Here is a 22880-nt window from a genome sequence, read left to right as displayed (position 1 = left end):
CGGGAAGGCCATCATAGTCGATTTTTGCACCCGCAGCCGCTGCACTTGCCTACTTCCAGTCTCCGCGTAAAGACAGCACTTGCTGATGCAGGTATTCGGGCGTGGCTTCCTGCGGCGGCACGGGCAGGCCGACCGCCAGCGCCAGTTGCGAGCGCGGACCGCGCGCAAATGAGCGCTCGAACAGATTGGCCTTGTCGCGCGTGAGCAGGCTGCCCCACAAGCCGCGCAGTGCCATCGGAATCACTGGCACCTTGCTGCGTTCGAGGATCTTGGCCACGCCGCCGCGGAACTCGTTCATTTCGCCCGTGCTGGTCAGCTTCCCTTCCGGGAAAATGCACACCAGCTCACCCTCGTGCAGGGCCTTGGCAATTTCAATGTAGGCCTTCTCCATGGTCCATTGGTCTTCCTTGGCCGAGGCGATCGGGATGGCACGCGCGGTGCGGAAGATCCAGCCCATGAACGGGGTCTTGAAGATACGGTGATCCATCACGAAACGGATCGGGCGCGGGCTGGCGGCGCCAATCACCAGCGCGTCGACATAGCTGACATGGTTGCAGACCAGGACAGCGGGGCCTTCGTCCGGAATCCGATCAACATCGACCGTTTTGACGCGGTGAATGGTATGGATCAGCATCCAGGCCAGGAAGCGCATCAGGAATTCAGGCACCAGCGAGAAGATGTACAACGCGACAATCGCGTTCAAGACCGCCGTGGCCAGGAACATCTCGGGAATGCTGAAGCCCAGCTTGTGCATGACCATGGCCACCCCGGCAGCGACAATCATGAACAGCGCATTCAAAATATTCATGCCGCCAATGGTGCGCGACAGGTGGGTCGGCTCGCAGCGGGTCTGGATCAGGGCGAACAGCGGCACGATGAACAAGCCGCCAAATACCCCCAGCAGCGCGATGTCGATCAAGATGCGTGCCATGCCCGGCGTACTGGCCATGGTGGCCAGCGTCAGCTGGGCCGTGCTGGTGTAAGCGACGCTGGCGAAATACAGCTCGGCGCCAAACACCGACAGGCCGATCGCACCAAATGGCACCAGGCCGATTTCCACCTTGTGACCGGAGAGCTTTTCACACAGCAGCGAGCCGGCACCAACGCCAATCGAAAATACCGTCAGCAAGCCAACGAACACAGTCTCGTCACCGTGCAGATAGGTTTTGGCATACAGCGGGAACTGGGACAGGATAATCGCGCCGTAAAACCAGAACCAGGAGTTCCCCAGCATCGACAGGAACACCGTACGGTTCTGACGCGAGAAGGCCAGGTTGCGCATGGTCTCGGCAAACACGTTTGGATTGATTTTCAATTCAGGCGCCGGCGCCGGCGACGCGGGAATGCGCAGGCTGACCACCAGGCCGACGACAGCAAACAGCAGCGTGGCGCCAGCGACCAGGGTGGCACCGTCGGAACCGAACTTGACCAGCCAGGCGCCCAGCACCTGACCAAGCAAAATGCCGACAAAGGTACCCATCTCGATCAAGCCGTTGCCGCCGACCAGTTCTTCCGACTTCAGGTGCTGCGGCAGGTACGCGTATTTGACAGGGCCAAACAAGGTGGAGTGCACGCCCATGCCCACCACTGCCGCCAGCAGCAGCGGCAGCGACTTGGTCATCCAGCCAATGCCGGCGACAAGCATGATACCAATCTCGATCAGCTTGACGATGCGCGCCAGGCGGCCCTTCTCGACCTTCTCGGCGATCTGACCGGCGGTGGCAGAAAAGAACACATACGGCAGGATGAACAGGCCTGGAATCAGATTGGTGAGCATGGACGGATCAAGCGTGGTCCATTTGGCAGCGTCAAAGGTCAGCACCACCAGGAAGGCCGTCTTGAACACGTTATCGTTGAACGCGCCCAAAAACTGGGTCCAGAAAAACGGGGCAAAACGGCGCTGCTTCAACAGGGAAAACTGGCTCGATTGGCTCATGTGGGTCTCGGTGCGGGTAAGGGATGGGAATTAGGATTTGCGCTGCAGCGTCTTGAATGCCTGCGGCACCCAGGGACGCGCTGCAACGATGAAGCTGATCGCGTGTTTTTGTTCAAGCGGCAGGCGCGTCTCGTGCTGGTGCTGCTGCGAGAATTCCGCCGCCACCTGCTTGAGGCGTTCGAGCAGCGCCGCGGCCGACTGCTTGGACAGCATCACGTTCACCATGCGCATGACCTCATCTTCGCCATCGAAGCGCGAATTGAGATAGTCGGCTGCCGCCTCGTGGCGGAAGTAAGTCTGGATCGGCCCATTGGCGATCCAGCCGAAGGTGCGCGCGATCAGCAGCTTGACGCGATTGTTTGGCAGCAGTTCCAGGAAGCCGATTTTGTCCAGCCGGAGCAGGTACTTGGTCACTTCCAGCTCGCTCATATCGTAGTAGCGCACGATATCGTCAAAGCCAATGTGGTTCATGGCCGATACCGCCACCACCAGCAGGCGCGGATCGCCAATGATTTCGCGTTCCTGGGCCAGCGTCAGCTGTGAGATCAGGGAGGGGTCGCTTTGGGCGGCGCTGAGCTCATCGAACTCGATGCCGCTGGCGGTGAGGATGTCGTCCAGCCGCTGCAAGGTGAAGTTTTTCTGTGAAAACATGCGTTTGACACTCGCTTCCGACATATCGATGCGTGCGGCCAATTCGCCGTACGTGATGCCCCGCGCTTTCAACAAGCGCTTCAAGGTGTCGACCAGTGTAATTGCGTGTGGCATGCCTGCGTTCCTTTGTCTTCCGGTAGCAGATCTTAATACTGTTTGCCCGTAAAAGCGATACCGTAGTGCATTTAATTGTGGTGCGTCGCATTCAGGCACATGATCCGTCCTGCCAACCCGGCCTGCCTATGAAGGATGCACCATGAAATCGCTGATCGCCCTCGCCCTTGCCTGCACTGTGGCCACCGCCCAGGCCGAGCCCAATCCCAGCACCGATCTGTCGGGCGCGTCGGCCCTGATCGGGGCCGGGTCCGCCCTGGTGGTGGGCGGCTCGCTGTCCGCCGTGGCTGCGTCGGGCGGCGTCGTCATCGCCAGCGTGCAGGTGGTGGGCGAATCTGTGATCATCGTGCTGGAAGGTGCATCGCACGCAGCGCGCGCCTCGATCCGGCTGGCCGGCCAGGCTGCGGCCAGCTCGCTGCTGGTCACTGGCGCGGCTATCAGCGTGGTGACGATTGCCAGCGGCTACATTTTGGTGGCGGCCGGCGAAGCGATCGCCTTTGTGCCCACCGAGATCGGCGCATCGTTGATCTACCATGCGCGTCATAACGGTCCGGGGTACTGATCATGCGCCGATTTATCATGTTCCTGCTGCTCGCCTGCAGCCTGAATGCAGCCCACGCGGGCCGCAACTGCGAAGTGAAAAAAACCAGCGTGCAGACTTTTGTCAGTGGCATGAAGCTGGCCGAGAATACCCGCGCGGCGCTGGAAGCATCCGGCGCGCAGGTGGCCATTATCGGCCGTGTTGGACAGGACTTGTCGGCCTACGGCCTGCGCTACTCGCATGCCGCGTATGTGTGGCGCGACCATCCCAAGGGAACGTGGCTGGTGGTGCATGAGCTGAACCAGTGCGGCACGGCCAGTTCAGGTCTGTACGACCAGGGCCTGGCCAACTTCTTCCTTGATGATTTGTACCGCTATGAAGCGGTGGTGCTGATTCCATCGGCGCAGAGCCAGTCGCGCATTGCAGGTGTGCTTGGTTCGTATGTGGCCAACCGCATGCACTACGCGCGTTACAACATGCTGGCCTACCCGTTCTCGACCGAGTATCAGAATTCGAACCAGTGGGTGCTGGAGACCTACGCGGCCAGCACGTCGGACATGGGCGTACAAGATCGAGGGCGCGCGCAAGCCTGGCTGCGCGCTGCGGGCTACACACCGACCACGCTTGACATCCCGGCCACCAAGCGACTGGGTGCGCGTATGTTCAGTGCGAATATCTCATTTGATGATCACCCGTTTGCACGCCGGGCGGCAGGCCGCATTGATACGGTGACGGTGGAATCGGTCCTGAACTTCGTGCGCCAGCGCGAGCCGGGCACGCGTGAACTGCTGGTCACTGCGCGCTAAGCAAACCCCCACACCGTCCTCGCGAAGGCGGGGACCCATGGCACAATGGCCTGCACCACAGAATATGCGTGCTGTGGGTCCCCGCCTGCGCGAGGACGATGTGGAGTCTGGCCAGCACGACCCGGGCAAGGGTGTCACCGCGCGCTAAGCAAACCACCACATCGTCCTCGCGAAGGCGGGGACCCATGGCACAATGGCCTGCACCACAGAGTATGCGAGCTATGGGTCGCGAGGCGTCGCACCGCCGCCTTCGCGAGGACGATGTGGCTGTGATCAGCTCAGGTTTTCGAGGCGGATCTTGACGATCTTGCCGACCACCGTTTCCAGCGTTTCCATCTTGGCGATGGCGGCGTCGATGTTCTTTTCCTGGGTCTGATGGGTCAGGATGATGATGTCGGTGCGGGTCTCGCCTTCGCCCGGTTCCTTCTGCATGACGGCGTCGATCGAAATCTGCGCGTCGGCCAGAATCCGGGTCAGGTCGGCCATCACGCCCAGCTGGTCCTTCACGTACACGCGCAGGTAGTAGCTGGTGGTGATTTCAGACATCGGCAAAATCTCGACATCGGTCATCTGGTTCGGCTGGAAGGCCAGGTGCGGCACGCGGTATTCCGGGTTGGCCGTAGCCAGACGGGTGATGTCGACCAGATCGGCAATCACCGACGAAGCAGTCGGCTCGGCGCCGGCGCCCTTGCCGTAATACAGCGAGGCGCCCACGGCGTCGGCCTGCACCAGCACCGCATTCATGGCGCCTTCCACGTTGGCGATCAGGCGCTTGGCAGGAATCAAGGTCGGGTGCACGCGCAGCTCGATGCCTTCCACGCCATTGACCACGGCGCGCTTGGTGATGCCCAGCAGTTTGATGCGGTAACCTAGCTGCTCGGCGTACTTGATGTCGATCGCCTGCAAGCTGCTGATGCCTTCCACGTGGGCTTTTTCAAACTGCACGGGAATGCCGAAGGCGATGGCCGACATGATGGTCGCCTTGTGCGCCGCGTCCACGCCTTCGATGTCGAAGGTAGGATCGGCTTCCGCGTAGCCCAGCGCCTGCGCCTGTTTGAGCACGGTGCCGAAGTCCAGTCCCTTGTCGCGCATTTCGGACAAGATGAAATTGGTGGTGCCGTTGATGATGCCGGCCACAGATTCGATGCGGTTGGCCGTCAAGCCTTCGCGCAACGCCTTGATGATGGGGATGCCGCCAGCGACTGCGGCTTCGAACGCCACCATCACTTCGCGCGCCTGGGCGGCAGCAAAAATCTCGTTGCCGTGCAAGGCCAGCAAGGCCTTGTTGGCGGTGACCACGTGCTTGCCATTGTTAATGGCGCGCAGGACCAGCTCTTTGGCGGTGTCGTAGCCGCCAATCAGTTCGACCACAATTTCAATATCTGGATGATCGACCACCAGGAATGGATCGGTGACGACTTCGCAGTCGCTGCCGACAATCGCTTCGGCGCGTTCTTTGTTGCGCACGGCGATCATGGCGATCTCGATGCCGCGGCCGGCGCGGCGGCGGATTTCTTCCTGGTTGCGTTTGAGGACGTTAAACGTGCCGCTGCCGACGACGCCAAGGCCGATCAGGCCGATTTTGATGGGTTTCATAGTCTTTTCGTTGTAGGTGTTCAGCCCTTGCCGTGGCGCCGACGGTAACCGTCGAGGAAGCGCGCAATCCGGCTGCAGGCATCGAGCAGATCGTCCGAGTTGGGCAGGAACACAAGGCGGAAGTGGTCCGGCTTGTTCCAATTGAAGCCCGTGCCCTGGACGACCAGTACTTTTTCTTCGGTCAGCAATTCAACGGCAAACTGCTGGTCGTCCGCAATCGGGTACATCGCGGGATCGAGCTTGGGGAACATGTACAGCGCCGCTTTTGGCTTGACGCAGGTAACACCCGGAATATCGGTCAACAGCTTGTGGGCCATATCGCGCTGCCTGAGCAGGCGCCCGCCGGGGCCCACCAGGTCGTTGATGCTTTGGTAGCCGCCCAGCGCCGTCTGGATCGCAAACTGGCCGGGGGCATTGGCGCACAGGCGCATCGAGGCCAGCATGTTCAAGCCTTCGATATAGTCTTTGGCGTGGCGCTTCTCGCCCGACACCACCATCCAGCCGGCGCGGTAGCCGCACGAGCGGTAATTCTTGGACAGGCCGTTCAGGGTGATGAACAGCACGTCGTCCGCCAGCGAAGCGATCGATTCGTGCTGGTGGCCGTCGTACAGCACCTTGTCGTAGATTTCGTCAGCCAGGATGATCAGCTGATGCTGGCGTGCCAGCTCGATGATCTCGATCAGGATTTCGCGCGGATACAGTGCGCCGGTTGGATTGTTCGGGTTGATCACCACGATCGCCTTGGTATTGCTGGTGATCTTGCGGCGCATGTCGTCAATGTCGGGGAACCAGCCGGCCTGCTCGTCGCAGATGTAGTGCACCGGGTTGCCGCCCGACAGACTGACTGCGGCCGTCCAGAGCGGGTAGTCCGGCGCCGGCACCAGTACTTCGTCGCCATTGTTGAGCAGGCCGTTCATGGCCATCACGATCAGCTCGGAGGCGCCATTGCCCAGGTAAATATCTTCGATCGTCACGCCGCTAATGTTCTTGCTTTGCGTGTAGTGCATGACGGCCTTGCGCGGCGCGAACATGCCTTTCGAATCGGTATAGCCAGCCGCGCCGTGCATGTTGAGGATCATGTCGTGCACGATCTCGTCTGGCGGGTCGAAACCAAACACGGCCAGGTTGCCGATGTTCAGCTTGATGATCTTCTGCCCTTCTTCTTCCATCTGCCGGGCCTTCTCATTGGCCGGGCCGCGGATTTCGTAGCAAACATCGTCTAATTTGTTCGATTTCAGAATCGGTCGCAAAATATTTCCCTGTCAATGATGCTCTATGTTGCAGTGCGAAAAATACCATTCTGCCGAATGCGCTTGATTTAATCAACCGCCGGGGCCGCCAAAGTGAGTGGAAATAGCGCGTTTGCGCCGCTTTTGGCGGCAGATTCGTGAAAATTCGCGCTTTAATGTCATTTGTGGCATGCTGGTGGACTCCCGTATCAACACCGATTTGTCATGAAGCTTCACGCCAGCACCACCAAACAATACCAGACCGTCACCGGTTACGATGACAGCGGGGTCGAAATCAACGCCGAGCGTTTCCAGTACAGCCTGATCGTCATGCCGGAAACGCCGCCGCGCGCCTGGGATGTGCCTAATTTTGAGGCACTGACTGCCGCTCATTTCGAACAGATCGAGGCTGACAAGCCGGATGTCGTCATTCTGGGCACGGGCGAACGTCAGCGCTTCGTGCACCCGCGCCTGATTGCCAGCCTGTCGGCGCGGCACATTGGCGTGGAAAGCATGGACAGCAAGGCTGCCTGCCGTACCTACAATGTATTGATGGGCGAAGGCCGCAAGGTCACCCTGGCCCTGATCATCGAACCGGGCAAGGCACCTGCTTAAGGCCTTCTTAATTCCCCTGTTGCGCTGCGGGGTTTACAATCAGCGCTCCCCCTCTACCGGAGAGACCCTGTGGCTGATCGCCCAACTGCAGCACCCCTGACCGACTTTACCGCCAGCATGACCGGCGGCGCGCCCTTCCAGCTCTCCGGCCGCCCGGCGCGCTACACCGTCCTGTATTTCTACCCCAAGGACAATACGCCTGGCTGCACCACTGAAAGCATTGCCTTCCGCGAGCTCTACCCGCAATTTCAAGCGGCCCATACCGAGATTTACGGCATCAGCCGAGACTCGCTGCGTTCGCATGACGGCTTCAAGTCCAAGCTCGGCCTGCCCTTCGAACTCATTTCAGATCCCGAAGAAGCGGTGTGTGCGCAGTTCGGTGTCATGAAGATGAAAAACATGTATGGTAAGCAAGTTCGCGGGGTGGAGCGCAGTACGTTTATCGTTGACGCTGATGGCAAATTGGTGAAAGAATGGAGAGGCGTGAAAGTTCCTAATCACGCGGAGGAAGTGCTGGAATTTATCCAGTCCCAGCCTTGATCAACCCTGCTTTCTTAGATCGAAACCCGTCCATTTTGAGTCAAACAGTTCGCTTTACTGCATCACTTCAATCTGGCAGCAGCCGGTCCGGACATCATGCCGGGCCCGCCCAGCTACCTATCAAAGCCGCCCTCGCCTGGCTACCTTCCCAGCATTTTTTAGATTGAGACCCTGATGCCACTGCCAAAACTCCCTACCAAGCCGGCCGCCCTGCTGCTGGCAAAAGATTATCCAAAAGCGGACATCAAGAACAAGCCTGTGGTGCAGGCTGTGCCGCCCGCAAAACCCACCCTGGCGGCCGTGAGCGATGTGCCGGCGCCAAAAGTGACGGCCAAGACCGCCAAAGCAAAAACCGCCCCTGCCGTTGCGCCAGTCGAGGCGCCAGCGCCCGTGGCCAAACCAGCTGCACGCGGCAAGGAAAAACAGCACGCCGAAGCGCCGCACCCGGTCAAGCACAAGCCAGTTGAAATGCAGGTCAAGTCGAAGGCTAGCCGCAATGCGGACCAGTCGGGCATGACCAAGATGTTCGTCCTCGATACCAACGTTTTGATGCATGATCCATCGTCTTTGTTCCGCTTCGAGGAACACGATGTGTATCTGCCGATGATGACGCTGGAAGAGCTCGACGATCACAAAAAAGGCATGTCCGAAGTGGCGCGCAATGCACGCCAGGTGTCGCGTTCGCTCGACGCGCTGGTCGGCACCATTGACGACGGCGCCATCGAAAACGGCATCTTGCTGTCCAAGCTGGGGAACAAGGATGCCAAGGGGCGCCTGTTCTTCCAGACGCGTCTGCAAAATGGCCCGACCCTGCCGGAAGGTCTGCCGCAAGGCAAGGCCGACAATCAGATCCTGGGCGTGGTACGCAACCTGGAAGCGGAAATGCCGGGGCGCGCGATCGTGCTGGTGTCCAAGGACATCAACATGCGCATCAAGGCGCGCGCGCTGGGCTTGCCGGCTGAAGATTACTTCAACGACCATGTGCTGGAAGACACCGATCTGCTGTACTCGGGCATTGTCCAGCTGCCGGACGACTTCTGGAACAAGAACGGCAAGGACATGGAGTCCTGGCAGGAAAGCAAAAACGGCTATTCCTCGACCTTCTACCGCGTCACCGGTCCCACCATGCTGACCTTGCTGGTAAACCAGTTCGTGTATCTGGAACCGAAGAACGGCGAAGCGCCTTTCTACGGCCAGGTCACCCAGCTCAACGGCAAGACCGCGGTCATCAAGACCTTGCGCGACTTTAGCCACACCAAGAACAATGTGTGGGGCGTTACCGCGCGCAACCGCGAGCAGAACTTCGCGCTGAACCTGTTGATGAATCCGGAATGCGACTTCGTCACCCTGCTCGGTCAAGCTGGTACCGGCAAGACCCTGCTGGCCCTGGCGGCCGGTCTCGCGCAAGTGCTTGAGACCAAGCTGTACAACGAAATCATCGTCACCCGTGTAACGGTGCCGGTGGGCGAAGACATCGGCTTCCTGCCAGGTACTGAGGAAGAAAAAATGTCGCCATGGATGGGCGCCTTCGACGACAACCTCGAAGTGCTCAACAAGTCCGATTCCGACGGTGGCGAGTGGGGCCGCGCGGCAACGCAGGACCTGATCCGTTCACGCATCAAGATCAAGTCGCTCAACTTCATGCGCGGCCGTACCTTCGTGAACAAGTTCCTGATCATCGACGAAGCGCAGAACTTAACGCCCAAGCAGATCAAGACCCTGGTCACGCGGGCCGGTCCCGGCACCAAGATTCTGTGCCTGGGCAATATCGCGCAGATCGACACACCCTATCTGACCGAGGGCTCGAGCGGCCTGACCTACGTGGTCGACCGCTTCAAGGGCTGGTCGCACAGCGGGCACGTGACGCTGGCGCGTGGCGAACGTTCGCGTCTGGCCGATCACGCGAGCGAAGTGCTGTAAGCGAATCGTACTCAAGAAAAAACCTGCGGGCCTTACGGTGCGCAGGTTTTTTTTCGTCGATTGCCGCCACCGATGGGCATGGCGCCTTCTCAGCTCACGGATGCTGGCGGCTAGACGTTATTGGCACCGGCATATCTGGCGTCCTCTGCTTCGCATACCCGCGGTCTGCTCGGCGGAGCTGACATACTCAAGCCGCCCCATCTTTTTTTCGAAGGCGCAAGTTTGCGTACATGCGTCCTGATCGCTCAGTTCATCGCGCCGAAGAAAGATGATTCCCGATGTGATCAGCAGCACTGCAGCGACGGCACAAAACAAGACCACGGGTGCGGACCACTTCTCTCTATTAAACATTTGCATAACGATCCCTTAATCAACATCGCGGCAGCATTCAGACGGCCATCGTCACGAACATTGCCAGCACTGCCATCGCCATAGCGGCCGTTGCACCCCAGCCCAGAAGGCGCAGTCTGCGTCCGATCACGAAAGGCCCCATAATCGCCGAACGTCCCGCCATCACCATCATGACAACCATGATCGGCACCGAAATCACCCCATTGATGACTGCGCTCCAGTAAAGCGCCTTAATCGGATCAATCGGCGTGAATCCCAGCACGATGCCGACGATCGTGGAGACGGCAATAATGCCGTAAAACCCCCGCGCTTGCGAGGCAGTTTTTTCAAGTCCTTTTTCCCACGCCATCGCGCCCGCCACGGCATACGCTGCCGACCCTGCCAGTACCGGTACGGCCAGCATGCCGGTGCCGATAATGCCTGCACTGAACAGGATGAAAGCAAACTCGCCTGCCAGAGGCCGCAGGGCCGCCGCAGCCTGCGCCGAGGTTTCAATCGCCGTTATCCCGTGCAAATGCAGCGTCACAGCCGTGGTCAGGATAATGAAAAAGGCGACCAGATTCGAAAACCCCATGCCGATTGCGGTGTCAACCTTGATGCGGTGAAAGTGCGCACGTGCCTGCTCCGGCGCCTCGCGCAGTGCGTGCGACTTGGGGCAGGCTTCGAGCTCCTCCACCTCTTGCGAGGCCTGCCAGAAGAACAGATAAGGGCTGATGGTGGTGCCGAACACCGCCACGATGGTGGTGATGTAAACAGGCGACCATTCCAGGTGGGGAATAAAGGTGGCCCGCGCGACTTGCAGCCACGGCACATTGAGCGTGAACACCGCCGCTACATAAGCCAGCAGCGCCAGGGTCAGCCATTTCAAGAAGCGCACATAGCGGGTGTAAGGGATGAATACCTGCAACAACAGCGAAATCACGCCAAACACGGCGGCGTACCAGCGCGAGGAGCCGCCGACGATCAAGCTGGCCGCCTCGCCCATGGCCGAGACGTCGGCAGCGATGTTGATGGTGTTGGCCACCAGTAGCAAGGCCACGACGGTGCGCACTAGCCAGGCGGGGAAATGCTCGCGGATATTGCCGGCAAGCCCCTTCCCACTGACACGCCCAATTTGCGCGCTCACCACCTGTATGCCCACCATCAAAGGATACGTAAACAGAATGGTCCACAGCATATGTAGACCAAATTGCGCGCCCGCCTGAGAGTAGGTGGCAATGCCGCTGGGGTCATCGTCGGCGGCGCCCGTGATCAGGCCGGGGCCGAGTTTCTTGAGCCAGGAGGAAGCGACGGCGCGTGCCGGCGCTGTACCGGTAAAGTAGGTTTGAAACATGATTCATCCAACGACGTAAAACGCCCACGATGTGGCGTATGAACACGGCGCTGCTGCGCTGGCCAGACTGGCGGCAAGGAACGCCAGGCGTGCAGACGAACACGCGCGACCGCTGGTCGGATCAGGCAACAACAGGAAGGTCGATGGGTGATGCGAGACGATCCCGCATCAGACGCCATCATCCGCTTACAGCAAGATGACGGCAGGGGAAGCTGCGTTATCTTGCCGAGGCGGTGCCAGAGCTGGGCTGGCTACAACTGTCACTCGAACAAGTACCCATGAGGGACTCCGGAAATGGAAAACAGGTGGAAGATAAGCGAAATTGAATGATTTAGTCAACAAATAAAATTGCTCATAAGTACCTCTTAAGTTTTGCTGCTTGCTTGCCGGCGCCACGTTGACAGGGATGGCGCAGCAGCGCTACCCTGACGATCCGTTCGGATTTTTCATCCACCTGATTTTGCCCATGCTGCAAGAGCTCCCCTTCCCGATCCGCGTTGAATGCCCGCCAGGCTTGTGCGTGTGCAATCGCGAGCAATTACTGGAGGTGGCCGGTGCCGACGCGCGCGTGCTGATGCTGACCCGCGAACAGGAAAAGAAACTCCTGGAACGCATCGAACGGATCGACAGCTACGAGCAACTGCAGCACGTCAGCAAACTGATGTACGACCAGCTCGGCATCACGCTACGCATCATTCCCAGCATCCGCGGCGTGCGCACGGTGCGCGGCCTGACCATCCAGCTGGCCGAACAGCCCGGCCTGTGCCGCAAAACGCGCGAAAAAGTGCCGGCAGCAATTCGCCGCTGTCTCGATCAGCAACCCCACATTGTGTATGCCATCCTCGATGCACACGACCTGCTGGGACAGGGTTAAGCTCCGCCTGTTCAGGTGAGCCACATCAAGGGGCTTTAGGCAGCGCCATCCGATCATGTCGTAATGACATTGACGACGAACGCGCTCGTGCCCTCGCATGGGAAGTACGATACCCTGGTGCTGGAAGCCGCACTTTCTTGCGCCGATCTTGAGCGCGCCGTCCGCATGGCACGTGCCGAACTGAGCGAGATTGAAGACGTACTGATGCGCGAGTTTCGCCTCCGCCCGCAAGTGATCGGCACGGCACTTTCCCGCCACTTTGGCGTGCCGTACGAACCGTACCGGCCCGAACGGATCAAGCCCGCCCTGCTGCTTAAGCACCTCAAGGCGCAATATGTGGAAGACAAGCAATGGCTGCCGCTAGACGAAGACAAGAATGGCTTGCTGATCCTGGCCACCGACCCCGAACGCGTGAAGGCAAGCCGCATCGTCAATCAGGTTTTTCCCAAGTCCCAGATCCGCTACTGCGTCACGACCAGCCTCGAGTTCAAACATACGGTCGATCAGTACTTTGGTACGACTTACCGCAGCGACGGCAGTTCCTTGCGCGAGCTGTTGTCAGGCATGGACAGCCAGGAAGGCAGCGAAGTCGAAGCCAAGGTGTCCGAAGCAGTGGAAACCGAACTGGTGCGTCTGGTGAATAAAGTCATCATGGACGCCTACCGCCAGGGTGTGTCGGACATCCATATCGAGCCACTGCCAGGCGACGGCCGCACCGCGATTCGTTTCCGCAAGGACGGGGCCATGATGCCCTACATCGACATTGCCGCGGCTTATCGCGACGCTCTGGTCTCACGGGTCAAAATCATGTGCGACCTGGACACTTCCGAGCGGCGCAAACCGCAGGACGGCAAAATCAAGTTCAACAAGTACGGCCCGCTCGACATCGAACTGCGGGTGGCCACCCTGCCTTCCACTGGCGGTGTGGAAGATATTGTGATGCGCATTCTTGCCGCCAGCGATGCCATCCCGCTCGAAAGGCTGGAACTGTCACCGCTCAACTTCACCCGGCTACAGCGTGCGATCGAAAAACCGTACGGCTTGTTCTTTGTCTGCGGCCCTACGGGCTCGGGCAAGACCACCAGCCTGCACTCTCTGCTTGCCCACCTGAACAAACCAGACACCAAGATCTGGACTGCCGAGGACCCCGTGGAAATTACCCAAAAGGGTCTGCGCCAGGTGCAGGTCAACAAGAAGGCCGGCCTCGATTTTGCAACCGTCATGCGCGCTTTCCTGCGCGCCGATCCGGACGTCATCATGGTGGGCGAAATGCGCGACCGCGAAACCGTTGCCATCGGTATCGAAGCCTCGCTCACCGGCCATCTGGTGCTGGCCACCCTGCACACCAACAGCGCGCCGGAGTCGATCGTGCGTCTGCTGGATATGGGCATGGACCCGTTCAATTTTGCCGACGCGCTGCTTGGCATCCTGGCACAGCGGCTGGCGCGCCGGCTATGCACGCGCTGCAGAATGGCCTATCACCCGGGCGACGATGAGATGCAGCAAATACTGGATGAATATTGCGCGGAACTCGGCAATACGCTTGCTTTCACACAGGATCGCCATGCTGGTCGTCACGCTATATTGGCTCGATGGGCGGCACGCTACGCGAGTAGCGACGGCCGCTTCACGCTATACCGTGCGCAAGGCTGCGGGGAGTGCAATAAAGGCTACAACGGCCGGCTCGGCTTGCATGAACTGATGATCGGCAGCGAACGCATCAAGGAACTTCTGCAGGAACGCGCGCGCGTAACCACACTGCTTGCCGCCGCGCTCGACGAGGGCATGCTCACTCTCAAGATGGATGGCATCGAAAAGGTATTACAAGGATTAACCGACCTCCGCACGGTCAGACAAGTCTGCATGAAGTAGTTTCTGCAGTCAGGTATGGGATTTGGAGAGGCGACTCGCCCAGAACGTTAGATTGATTGCGCCTTATTATATTTTCATTCGGGCACGCATTGATATTTTTCTAATCTATTAAAAACCAAAACGATACGATAGTTTCCAGCGCTGGAGTTCTGCGCTAATTGAACAAGGCTCCCCTTAGGCAGGCCAACACTGGAGAAAATGATGGAAACTTTATCGTTTGAAGAGATCAACCAAGTATCAGGCGGGTCCACCAAAACCCTTAACCGTCTTATCATGACCTCGGGTGGCGCATCTCTAGGTGGTTATTTTGGTGCTGTTCGTCTTGGCGCAACCCTTGGAGCGGCCGCAGGACCAGTCGGCGCCTTCGTCGGTGGTGTAGCCTTCGGAGTGGCTGCCTATTACATCTTCAGCGACGAAACGTAAGCTCCGACACTCTCAATGAGATCAGGACAGTGGTCACCACCACCGTCCTGCTTAAGAGGAAGAGATCCGAAAATGAACTCGATGCAGATCCAATCCAGGCTTATCGTCTCGCCAATAAAGTATCACCGTCCCGTTTGGCGGTATGCCTTGCTCTTCCAATCTTGGTCGCAATTTGAATCATGGTTGATAACATACGCGCTTGCCTGCATTACTGTTTTTGGCTTTCTTGGGATATCAGGTCAACCGATCAAGGCCGTAAATTTGGTGCTAGTCGCGGTCGCGACCGGCACGTTAGTTTCGGTCGCACTTGCTTTGCCCGTGCAATTTACAGTGGAAGCGCAGCAATCAAACACGATAAACGTATTGGAGAATCAACTGCAAAACATGCATTATCGTGAACTCGCTAGATACGACAGCACGATCTTCTATCAGCAAAAGCTGCCACGTTTTCTCCGCTGGGACGAGTCTGCAGTATCGATTCAGCGGGACGGAAATCAAACTATCATCACCGGGCCTCAATTTATTCTGACTATTCTCAGAAGCAATCTTGTGCGACTTCATAATCGGCCTTGAACTAACACCCGCCGCGGCGAGATACCCAAATCGCCCACCCTAGCAAGAGCAGCTCAAACCCGAACGACCAATGTAGAAAGAAGTTCAGCCACCACGGCTTGTAGATCGCCTCTACCGTGAACAGAGAAAACGGACCGTAGACAAACGGGGCGCCCCAATGAATGTCACCAACGATGGTATCGAGCAGCAAATGCCCGACACCACTCACGCAAAAAATTAAGGACAGTGCGACGGTGCGTTTGCGGCGCGCCCATTGAAACCATGCCATCGATGCTGCGACCAGCGCTATCCACACAATCGGAAAGTGTGGCCAGTACAAGTGATGCGGGGTGCGCCGGTGATCAATCAGAAAGAAATAGAACAGGTCGAGATCGGGTGCGATGGCGCCGAACATCGAGGCGATGATGAACAAGCGTAGCGTCGCGCCTGCTTGAGAAAAGCGCCGGTGAAGGTAGCTCGCGGTCAGATAACCGGCGGGAAGATGGGCGACAAACATTTATGTTCCCATATAAATGAAGGTGGAGTACGGCGCCAACAAGTGCCAGCCAAGCGCCAGATACAAGGGACGCCCTGCCTCGGTTGCCACCAGCAAGCGTTCCGATACGCAGGCCTGGCGCGCGAGTGCGTCGAGCTCCAGCATGACCGCACTGGCCAGACCTTTGCGGCGGTGCTGTTCATGGGTCTCGATCCTGTCGAACACGGCGGTGGCGCCGTGCAGGACCACGCGGCCGCTCGCGGCAATCGTGCCATCGGCGGTGCACAGATTGATGAAGCGGGCGCCGTTGTCCTTGCCTGTGCTGACCGTGTAGCCCTCTGGTGTTGCGGTTGCGGTCATCGGGCCATTGCAGGCCATCAGATAACGCAACTCCTCGACTACCCAGCCTGGGGGCAGAGAAGCTTGCATTTGCTCAGGCAGCACCGGCGCTTTGATATGCGTGAATGGGGCGCGAATGGCGGCTGCGCAGGCTTGCATCGCCGGTCCCGCGTCCAGAAAAACGTGGCGTCGCAATTGGTCCGGCCAGCCAACGTCGACGGCCAGGCCGCCACTTTCGTGGACGGGCAAAGGCAGACCGCGTGAGAGGCTCCAGGCGGTCAGCCAGCGTTCAAGAAGGTTCAGGTCCACGGTCATGGTCGGTTCAAAGAAAGATGAAGTACCTCACATCGCACTCGCGCAGGCGGGTGCCCAAACCACGCTGAACAACTTCGGTGACGTGGTATTGGCCCCCGCCTCCGCGAGGGCGATGTGGGGGTGAGAAAAAGGCCGCTCAAGCGCGACAAGCTCCATGCGGTCAGCCAGCGTTCGAGGAGGTTGAGGTCAACGGTCATGGTCAGTTCAAAAAAAGGTCAAGTACCTCACATCGCACTCGCGCAGGCGGGTGCCTATACCACGATGAACAACTTCGGTGACGTGGAATGGGCCCCCGCCTTCGCGAGGGCGACGTGGTAGATGAAAAAAAAGCCGCTCAACGCAAACGCTGAACGGCTTTTCATTTAAATCGATTTCGCTTACAGGACCTTGGTGCCCACGTACCAAGCCACGGCCGCCACAAACGCCGATGCTGGAATCGTCAGAATCCATGCCCAGACGATGTTACCGGCCACGCCCCAGCGCACAGCCGACGCTTTTTGCGCCGAACCTACGCCAACGATGGCACCGGTGATGGTATGCGTGGTCGACACGGGCACACCCCAGAAACTCGACAGGATCAGCGTGATCGCGCCGCCGGTTTCAGCGCAGAAGCCGCCCACCGGTTTGAGCTTGGTGATTTTCTGGCCCATGGTCTTGACGATGCGCCAGCCACCAAACAGCGTACCGAAGCTGATGGCCGCGTAGCAGGCAACGATGGCCCACTGCGGTGGCGAAGCCGAATCCTTGCTCAGGTGGCCGGAAGCGATCATCAGCATCCAGATGATGCCCAGCGTTTTCTGCGCATCGTTACCGCCGTGACCGAGGCTGTAGCCGGCCGCCGAGGCCAGTTGCAGGCGACGGAACCAGGTATCGACTTTGCGCGGCGTGGAGCGCACGAACAGCCACGACACAATGAGCATCATGATCGACCCCAGCACAAAGCCAAGCAGCGGTGCCACGATGATGAAGATAATGGTCTTGATCAGGCCACCGGCAATCAGCGCGCCCGTACCTGCCTTGGCAACTGCTGCGCCAACGAGGCCGCCGATCAGTGCATGCGACGAGGACGACGGAATGCCGTAGTACCAGGTGATCAGGTTCCACACAATGGCGCCCACCAGCGCGCCAAAGATCACGTACTGGTCAATCACTTCCGGGTGAATGGTGCCTTTGCCGATCGCGCTGGCCACCTTCAGCCCGACCACAAAGATTGCCACGAAGTTGAAGAACGCGGCCATGGCCACAGCGGTCTGCGGCTTGAGTACGCCGGTCGAGACCACGGTCGCAATCGCATTGGCTGCGTCGTGGAAGCCGTTCATGAAGTCGAACAGCAGCGCCAGCGCAATCAACAGGCCGAGCACATAAATACTGATTTCTACATTATTCATCAGGTGCTCTGCTTATGCGTTTTCGACGATGATGCCTTCGATGATGTTGGCCACGTCTTCGCAACGGTCGGTGACCGTTTCGAGGATTTCGTAGATGGCCTTCAGCTTGATCAGGTTACGCACGTCCGGCTCGTCGCGGAACAGCTTGGACATGGCAGCGCGCATCACGTGATCGGCGTCCGATTCCAGACGGTCGATTTCTTCGCAGATGGCGACGATTTTTTGCGAGTTGTCCATATTGTGCAGCAGCGCCACGGCGGCCTGCACTTTTTCGCAGCAGGCCAGGCACAGCTCGGCCAGACGCTTCGCTTCCGGCGTGACGGCCTTCAGGTCGTACAGCGACACGGTCTGGGCCGCGTCTTCCATCAGGTCGAGGATGTCATCCATGCGAGTGATCAGCTTGTGGATGTCGTCGCGGTCGATCGGCGTGATGAAGGTCTTGTGCAGCATGTCGACGGTGGCGTAGGTGATCTTGTCGGCCTGCTTTTCGATGCTTTCGATGGCGTGGGTACGCATTTCCAGATCGTCGAAGTTGGTCATCAGGCCAACCATTTCGTGCGCGCCCTTCACGCACAGATCGGCGTGCTGGTTGAACAGGTCAAAGAATTTGCCCTCGGTGGGCATCAAACGTCCAAACATGGCTTTCTCCGTTAAAGCGTATTGATACTGCTGATGTTTTGCCGCGCGTGCTGGCGGCATCTGAGTTAGTCGCCCTGATACAGGGCGAGATTACCGCTGTAGTTGCCGAACTTCGTGTACTGCCCGATCCAGGTCAGCCGAACTGCGCCAATCGGACCGTTACGCTGTTTGCCGATGATGATCTCCGCCGTGCCCTTGTCGGGCGAATCCGGGTTGTAGACCTCATCGCGATACAGGAAGATGATGACGTCCGCATCCTGCTCGATTGCGCCTGATTCGCGCAAATCGGACATGACGGGACGTTTGTTCGGACGCTGTTCCAGCGAGCGGTTCAGCTGGGACAAGGCGATGACCGGGCAATGCAATTCCTTGGCCAGGCCTTTGAGACTACGCGAAATCTCGGAAATCTCCGAGGCGCGGTTGTCGCCAGGCTGGCTGCCGGTCATCAGCTGCAAGTAGTCGACGATGATCAGACCGAGCTTGCCGCACTGGCGCGACAGGCGGCGCGAGCGCGCCCGCAGTTCGATCGGGTTCAGCGCAGGCGTCTCGTCGATGTAGAGCTGCGCTTCATTCATTTTCTGGATGGCGTGCGTCAGGCGCGGCCAATCCTCATCATTGAGGCGGCCGGTACGCAGACGGTGCTGGTCGAGCTGGCCGACGGAACCGAGCATACGCATGGCCAGCTGGGCGCCGCCCATCTCCATCGAGAACACGGCCACTGGCAAGCCGGCTTCAATGGCGACGTTTTCGCCGATGTTGACCGAGAAGGCGGTCTTGCCCATCGACGGACGACCGGCCACAATCACCAGGTCGCCTGGCTGCAGACCGGACGTCATGCGGTCCAGGTCGATGAAGCCGGTCGGCACGCCCGTGATTTCACTCTGGTTGTCGCGGCTGTAGAGCTCATCGATCCGCTCGACCACTTGGGTCAGCAGCGGCTGCACCGCAACCCAGCCTTGCGAGCCGCGCGCGCCCTGCTCGGCAATGGCGAAAATCTTCGACTCGGCTTCGTCCAGCATCTGCTTGACTTCTTTGCCCTGCGGGTTGAATGCCTGGCCCGAAATCTCGTCGGCCACGGTGATCAGTTTGCGCAGCACGCCGCGGTCACGCACGATCTCGGCGTAACGGCGAATGTTGGCGGCGGACGGCGTGTTTTGCGCCATCGCATTCAGGTACATCAAGCCGCCCACGTCATCGGCCTTGCCGATGTTGGTCAGCGCCTCGAACACGGTAATCACGTCGGCCGGACGCGAGCCGTTGATCAACTTGACGATCTGCTCGAAGATGATGCGGTGGTCGTAACGGTAAAAGTCGTCCGCATGCATCATGTCGGCAATACGGTCGAACGCGGCGTTATCGCGCAGCAAACCACCGATCACAGATTGTTCTGCTTCGATGGAATGGGGCGGGATACGGAGTGCGTCGAGCTGCGGATCGGATGGTGCGTTCATGGCGCGAATTATACCTGCTCTAGATCAATCAGCTGACATAATCGGTGAGTTTTGGACGTAAAAAAAGCCGGGAAGACCCGGCTTTTTTGTGTACTGCACAATGTTTTGCTTAAGCAGCTTCGCCAACAACAGCGATGGTGATTTCAACAACAACGTCGGTGTGCAGAGCAACGGCAACAGCGTGTTCGCCGGTGGTCTTCAGTGGGCCGGTAGGCATGCGCACTTGTGCTTTTTCTACAGCGAAACCAGCTTTCGACAGGGCTTCAGCGATGTCGAAGTTGGTTACCGAACCGAACAGACGGCCATCGACGCCCGCTTTTTGCGCGATCGAGATGGTCATGCCGTTCAGCTTTTCGCCTTGAGCCTGGGAAGCGGCCAGCTTGGCAGCTGCAGCTTTTTCCAGTTCGGCGCGCTTGACTTCGAATTCAGCCACTGCCGACGCGGTAGCACGACGTGCCATGCGTTGCGGGATCAGGAAGTTACGTGCGTAACCGTCTTTGACTTTGACCACGTCGCCCAGGTTGCCGACGTTAACAACTTTTTCCAACAGAATGATTTGCATAGGATTCTCCAGTTTTTCTGCCAGCGATTAAGCGTGGTGCAGATCGGTGTATGGCAGCAGCGCGAGGTAGCGTGCGCGCTTGATGGCGGTGTCAACCTGGCGCTGGTAGTGCGCTTTGGTACCGGTCAGGCGTGCTGGCATGATCTTGCCGTTTTCCTGGACGAAGTCCTTCAGGGTGTCTACGTCTTTGTAGTCAACCTGTTCTACGTTTGCTGCGGTGAAGCGGCAGAATTTTTTACGCTTGAACAGTGGGTTCTGTTGTTTGCGCTTTTCTTTCAGCTTGAGCTTGTTCTTGTCGAATTTTTTACCGAATGCCATTTGAGGCTCCTGTATCTAAAAATGTGTCGCGCTTTAAGCGGCGGCACAGAAATCAATGATGTGAAACACCAGGCTTTTGCTATTGCGGTTCTTCTTGGCCAAAAATCCCGTGAACTGATGCGTCGAGCCCAATTCGGCCTGGCTGAACCGTCCTGAAATTTCGCCAGCGGCAAGCGCGGCAATTTCAAACTCGGTCAGTCTGGCCACCCCTGCTTCCACCTGCTGCGAACTGTGCATCAGGGTGGCGGACACGATCGGTACGCCGGCCGGGGTGTAGCGCAACACGTCGCGCTCGCAAATCAGTGCTACGAACTGGAGTTGATTCACCGAAGTGGACGACTCTGGTTCAGGTTTTTGGGTCAAAAATTACGCTGCTGCTGCGGCTGGAGCTGCTGCAGCGGCTGGTGCCTCTGCACGGTGGCTCTTGGCTGCGTCTTCACGTTGTACCGACTTCATCATCGGCGACGGCGCGGTTTCAGCCTTCTTCATCTTAACGGTGAGGTGACGCAGCACGGCATCATTGAATTTGAAGGCGGTTTCGAGTTCCACGAGGGTCTCGTTGTCGCATTCGATGTTCATGCAGATGTAGTGTGCTTTTGGCAGCTTCTGGATCGAGTAAGCCATCTGACGACGGCCCCAGTCTTCAACCCGATGAACGTTACCGCCGCGCGTGGTTACGCTGGCTTTGTAGCGCTCGATCATCGCCGGGACTTGCTCGCTTTGGTCCGGGTGGACGATAAAAACGATTTCATAATGACGCATGTATAACTCCTTAGGGACGTTTAAACAAATGCCCACCTCGGCGTCAAGACGAGTGTGGGAAGGGAAAGCCGGCAATTATAGCGCGAAATGGCGCCACCTGGCAATCCCCTATTCCCCTGAGAGCAACGGAATGAAATCGTGGTCCAAGAGTTGTGCAGCCGTAAATGGCAGGGTGGGCGGAAAGGCGCCCGGCGCCAGCCCGGTTTCCGCCCGAGCCTGGCGCATGGCGCGTTGATACTCGCTCTGCGCCAGCGGCAGAACTTCCTGCGCCAGAACGGGAAATTCCCCGATCAAACTTTCGATGTCGTTTCGGTGCGCGACGATCGCGCTGATCCAGGCGGGGCCGCGTTGCCAGGGCTGGTATTCGCACATGAGCAGATTCGCTGTTAACAAGCGCACAGCCGCGGCGAGCGTACGCCGGCCTAGTTGCTCCATCAAGCGCACGAGATCTTGTGCACAAACCGGCTCAAGTGACGCAGAAGTGGTCATTTCTCCCTCCTTTTGCCAGTTGGACGCCCCAAACTGCAAATAATTCAGGCAAATCCGCATTTAATACTTGCATTAGCCGAAATACTGTACAAAAATACAGTCTGTTCATACAAACAGCCCAACCACCCATGATCAAGCTCACGCCCCGCCAGGAACAGATCCTCAACCTGATCAAGGATGCGATCGACAACACGGGCTTTCCCCCGACCCGCGCCGAAATTGCAAACGAACTTGGTTTCAAGTCGGCCAATGCGGCCGAAGAACATTTGCAAGCCCTCGCCCGCAAAGGCGCAATTGAAATTTCGCCTGGCACTTCGCGCGGCATCCGCCTGATTGGCGCCAGCCTCGACGTGATCCCGATGCCGCCGCCCACGCTGATGATGTCGCTGCCGCTGGTGGGCCGCGTCGCTGCCGGCTCGCCGATACTGGCGCAGGAGCATGTTGAAGCCACCTACAGCGTCGACCCGTCGATGTTCTCGTCCAAACCGGACTTCCTGCTGAAGGTCAAAGGCTGGTCGATGCGCGATGCCGGCATCATGGACGGCGACCTGCTGGCAGTCAAAAAGGTCGACAGTGCCAAGAACGGCCAGATCGTCGTCGCCCGTATAGGCGAAGACGTCACCGTCAAGCGCTACAAAAAGACGGGCGGGCTGATCGAACTGCTGCCCGAGAACCCGGACTTCAAGGTCATCAAGGTCGACCCCGAGAATGATGATTTTGCGCTGGAAGGCCTGGCTGTCGGACTGATGCGCAGCTGGCACTAAGCGC

25 protein-coding genes are annotated in these 22880 nt (G+C 58.6%); 10 read left to right on the top strand and 15 right to left on the bottom strand.

The features are described 5' to 3' along the window. Nucleotides 1-49: 49 nt before the first annotated feature. A complete protein-coding gene (locus tag BUC24_RS04020) occupies nt 50-1936 on the bottom strand; it encodes an MFS transporter (protein ID WP_073212822.1) in 1887 nt (628 codons plus the stop codon). A gap of 30 nt (nt 1937-1966) precedes the next feature. Beyond that, nucleotides 1967-2701, bottom strand: coding sequence for a helix-turn-helix domain-containing protein (locus BUC24_RS04015; RefSeq protein WP_073212821.1), 735 nt, complete (start codon nt 2699-2701; stop codon nt 1967-1969). A gap of 142 nt (nt 2702-2843) precedes the next feature. Here BUC24_RS04015 and BUC24_RS04010 point away from each other — a divergent pair, with 142 nt between their 5' ends. Together BUC24_RS04010 and BUC24_RS04005 are read left to right on the top strand one after the other, a co-directional pair. Next, complete coding sequence (locus tag BUC24_RS04010) at nt 2844-3263, top strand: hypothetical protein (RefSeq protein ID WP_073212820.1); 420 nt, start codon at nt 2844-2846, stop codon at nt 3261-3263. A gap of 2 nt (nt 3264-3265) precedes the next feature. Further along, on the top strand, nt 3266-4048 hold the full coding sequence (locus BUC24_RS04005; RefSeq protein ID WP_073212819.1) for a DUF2145 domain-containing protein: 783 nt from the start codon (nt 3266-3268) through the stop codon (nt 4046-4048). 273 nt (nt 4049-4321) lie between these two features. Here BUC24_RS04005 and BUC24_RS04000 read toward each other — a convergent pair whose 3' ends face one another. Beyond that, complete coding sequence (locus tag BUC24_RS04000; RefSeq protein ID WP_073212818.1) at nt 4322-5644, bottom strand: homoserine dehydrogenase; 1323 nt, start codon at nt 5642-5644, stop codon at nt 4322-4324. Nucleotides 5645-5664: 20 nt separating this feature from the next. Further along, complete coding sequence (locus tag BUC24_RS03995; protein WP_073212817.1) at nt 5665-6894, bottom strand: pyridoxal phosphate-dependent aminotransferase; 1230 nt, start codon at nt 6892-6894, stop codon at nt 5665-5667. Nucleotides 6895-7098: 204 nt separating this feature from the next. Between BUC24_RS03995 and BUC24_RS03990 the strand changes: the two genes are divergently transcribed. The 3 genes from BUC24_RS03990 to BUC24_RS03980 all read left to right on the top strand — a co-directional run bounded on the left by BUC24_RS03990 (nt 7099) and on the right by BUC24_RS03980 (nt 9948). Continuing rightward, a complete protein-coding gene (locus BUC24_RS03990; protein WP_073212816.1) occupies nt 7099-7488 on the top strand; it encodes an Mth938-like domain-containing protein in 390 nt (129 codons plus the stop codon). Between the two features lie 69 nt (nt 7489-7557). Continuing rightward, nucleotides 7558-8028 carry a peroxiredoxin gene (locus tag BUC24_RS03985; protein WP_267873467.1) on the top strand — a complete coding sequence of 157 codons (471 nt, stop codon included), beginning with the start codon at nt 7558-7560 and terminating at the stop codon, nt 8026-8028. A 174-nt stretch (nt 8029-8202) separates the two neighbouring features. Next, entirely contained in the window at nt 8203-9948 is a 1746-nt protein-coding gene (locus BUC24_RS03980) for a PhoH family protein (RefSeq protein ID WP_073212815.1), read from the top strand. Between the two features lie 388 nt (nt 9949-10336). Here the strand turns inward: BUC24_RS03980 and BUC24_RS03970 are convergent, their stop codons facing one another. Then, nucleotides 10337-11632: an NRAMP family divalent metal transporter gene (locus BUC24_RS03970; RefSeq protein ID WP_073212813.1), complete on the bottom strand. Its 1296-nt coding sequence runs from the start codon at nt 11630-11632 to the stop codon at nt 10337-10339. A 466-nt stretch (nt 11633-12098) separates the two neighbouring features. On the opposite strand from BUC24_RS03970, the gene BUC24_RS03965 reads away from it, so the two are divergent. The 4 genes from BUC24_RS03965 (at nt 12099) to BUC24_RS03955 (ending at nt 15374) form a co-directional block, all read left to right on the top strand. Beyond that, complete coding sequence (locus BUC24_RS03965) at nt 12099-12506, top strand: hypothetical protein (protein WP_073214765.1); 408 nt, start codon at nt 12099-12101, stop codon at nt 12504-12506. Between the two features lie 63 nt (nt 12507-12569). Continuing rightward, nucleotides 12570-14378 (top strand): GspE/PulE family protein, encoded by a 1809-nt coding sequence (locus BUC24_RS03960; protein ID WP_083598694.1) that lies wholly within the window; start codon nt 12570-12572, stop codon nt 14376-14378. Between the two features lie 198 nt (nt 14379-14576). Next, complete coding sequence (locus BUC24_RS26540; RefSeq protein WP_143167378.1) at nt 14577-14801, top strand: hypothetical protein; 225 nt, start codon at nt 14577-14579, stop codon at nt 14799-14801. A gap of 72 nt (nt 14802-14873) precedes the next feature. Beyond that, a complete protein-coding gene (locus tag BUC24_RS03955) occupies nt 14874-15374 on the top strand; it encodes a hypothetical protein (RefSeq protein WP_143167377.1) in 501 nt (166 codons plus the stop codon). Nucleotide 15375: 1 nt separating this feature from the next. On the opposite strand, the gene BUC24_RS03950 is transcribed toward BUC24_RS03955, so the two are convergent. The 10 genes from BUC24_RS03950 to BUC24_RS03905 all read right to left on the bottom strand — a co-directional run bounded on the left by BUC24_RS03950 (nt 15376) and on the right by BUC24_RS03905 (nt 22112). Next, nucleotides 15376-15870, bottom strand: a complete 495-nt coding sequence (locus BUC24_RS03950; RefSeq protein ID WP_073212811.1) for a hydrolase — start codon at nt 15868-15870, stop codon at nt 15376-15378. After that, on the bottom strand, nt 15871-16503 hold the full coding sequence (locus BUC24_RS03945; RefSeq protein WP_073212810.1) for a GNAT family N-acetyltransferase: 633 nt from the start codon (nt 16501-16503) through the stop codon (nt 15871-15873). A gap of 377 nt (nt 16504-16880) precedes the next feature. Continuing rightward, nucleotides 16881-17891, bottom strand: a complete 1011-nt coding sequence (locus tag BUC24_RS03940; RefSeq protein WP_073212809.1) for an inorganic phosphate transporter — start codon at nt 17889-17891, stop codon at nt 16881-16883. A 12-nt stretch (nt 17892-17903) separates the two neighbouring features. Continuing rightward, entirely contained in the window at nt 17904-18530 is a 627-nt protein-coding gene (locus BUC24_RS03935) for a DUF47 domain-containing protein (RefSeq protein WP_018059505.1), read from the bottom strand. A 65-nt stretch (nt 18531-18595) separates the two neighbouring features. Then, nucleotides 18596-19981 (bottom strand): replicative DNA helicase, encoded by a 1386-nt coding sequence (locus BUC24_RS03930; RefSeq protein WP_073212808.1) that lies wholly within the window; start codon nt 19979-19981, stop codon nt 18596-18598. Between the two features lie 109 nt (nt 19982-20090). Then, nucleotides 20091-20543: a 50S ribosomal protein L9 gene (gene rplI, locus BUC24_RS03925; protein WP_018059507.1), complete on the bottom strand. Its 453-nt coding sequence runs from the start codon at nt 20541-20543 to the stop codon at nt 20091-20093. A 27-nt stretch (nt 20544-20570) separates the two neighbouring features. Further along, nucleotides 20571-20861: a 30S ribosomal protein S18 gene (gene rpsR, locus BUC24_RS03920; RefSeq protein WP_008450941.1), complete on the bottom strand. Its 291-nt coding sequence runs from the start codon at nt 20859-20861 to the stop codon at nt 20571-20573. Nucleotides 20862-20894: 33 nt separating this feature from the next. Beyond that, nucleotides 20895-21188, bottom strand: coding sequence for a primosomal replication protein N (gene priB, locus BUC24_RS03915; protein WP_073212807.1), 294 nt, complete (start codon nt 21186-21188; stop codon nt 20895-20897). Between the two features lie 39 nt (nt 21189-21227). Next, nucleotides 21228-21623 (bottom strand): 30S ribosomal protein S6, encoded by a 396-nt coding sequence (gene rpsF, locus BUC24_RS03910; protein WP_073212806.1) that lies wholly within the window; start codon nt 21621-21623, stop codon nt 21228-21230. 108 nt (nt 21624-21731) lie between these two features. Next, nucleotides 21732-22112 (bottom strand): DUF29 family protein, encoded by a 381-nt coding sequence (locus BUC24_RS03905; protein ID WP_178372474.1) that lies wholly within the window; start codon nt 22110-22112, stop codon nt 21732-21734. Between the two features lie 128 nt (nt 22113-22240). Here BUC24_RS03905 and lexA point away from each other — a divergent pair, with 128 nt between their 5' ends. Further along, nucleotides 22241-22876, top strand: a complete 636-nt coding sequence (lexA, locus tag BUC24_RS03900; RefSeq protein WP_073212804.1) for a transcriptional repressor LexA — start codon at nt 22241-22243, stop codon at nt 22874-22876. Nucleotides 22877-22880 lie beyond the last annotated feature (4 nt).

Origin of the sequence: Massilia sp. CF038 (genome assembly GCF_900129765.1) — a bacterium.
In the GTDB taxonomy this organism is placed as follows: Bacteria; Pseudomonadota; Gammaproteobacteria; order Burkholderiales; family Burkholderiaceae_D; genus Telluria_A.
The sequence above is the reverse complement of the archived record's forward strand: the minus strand, read 5'-3'. Positions and strand labels throughout refer to the sequence as shown.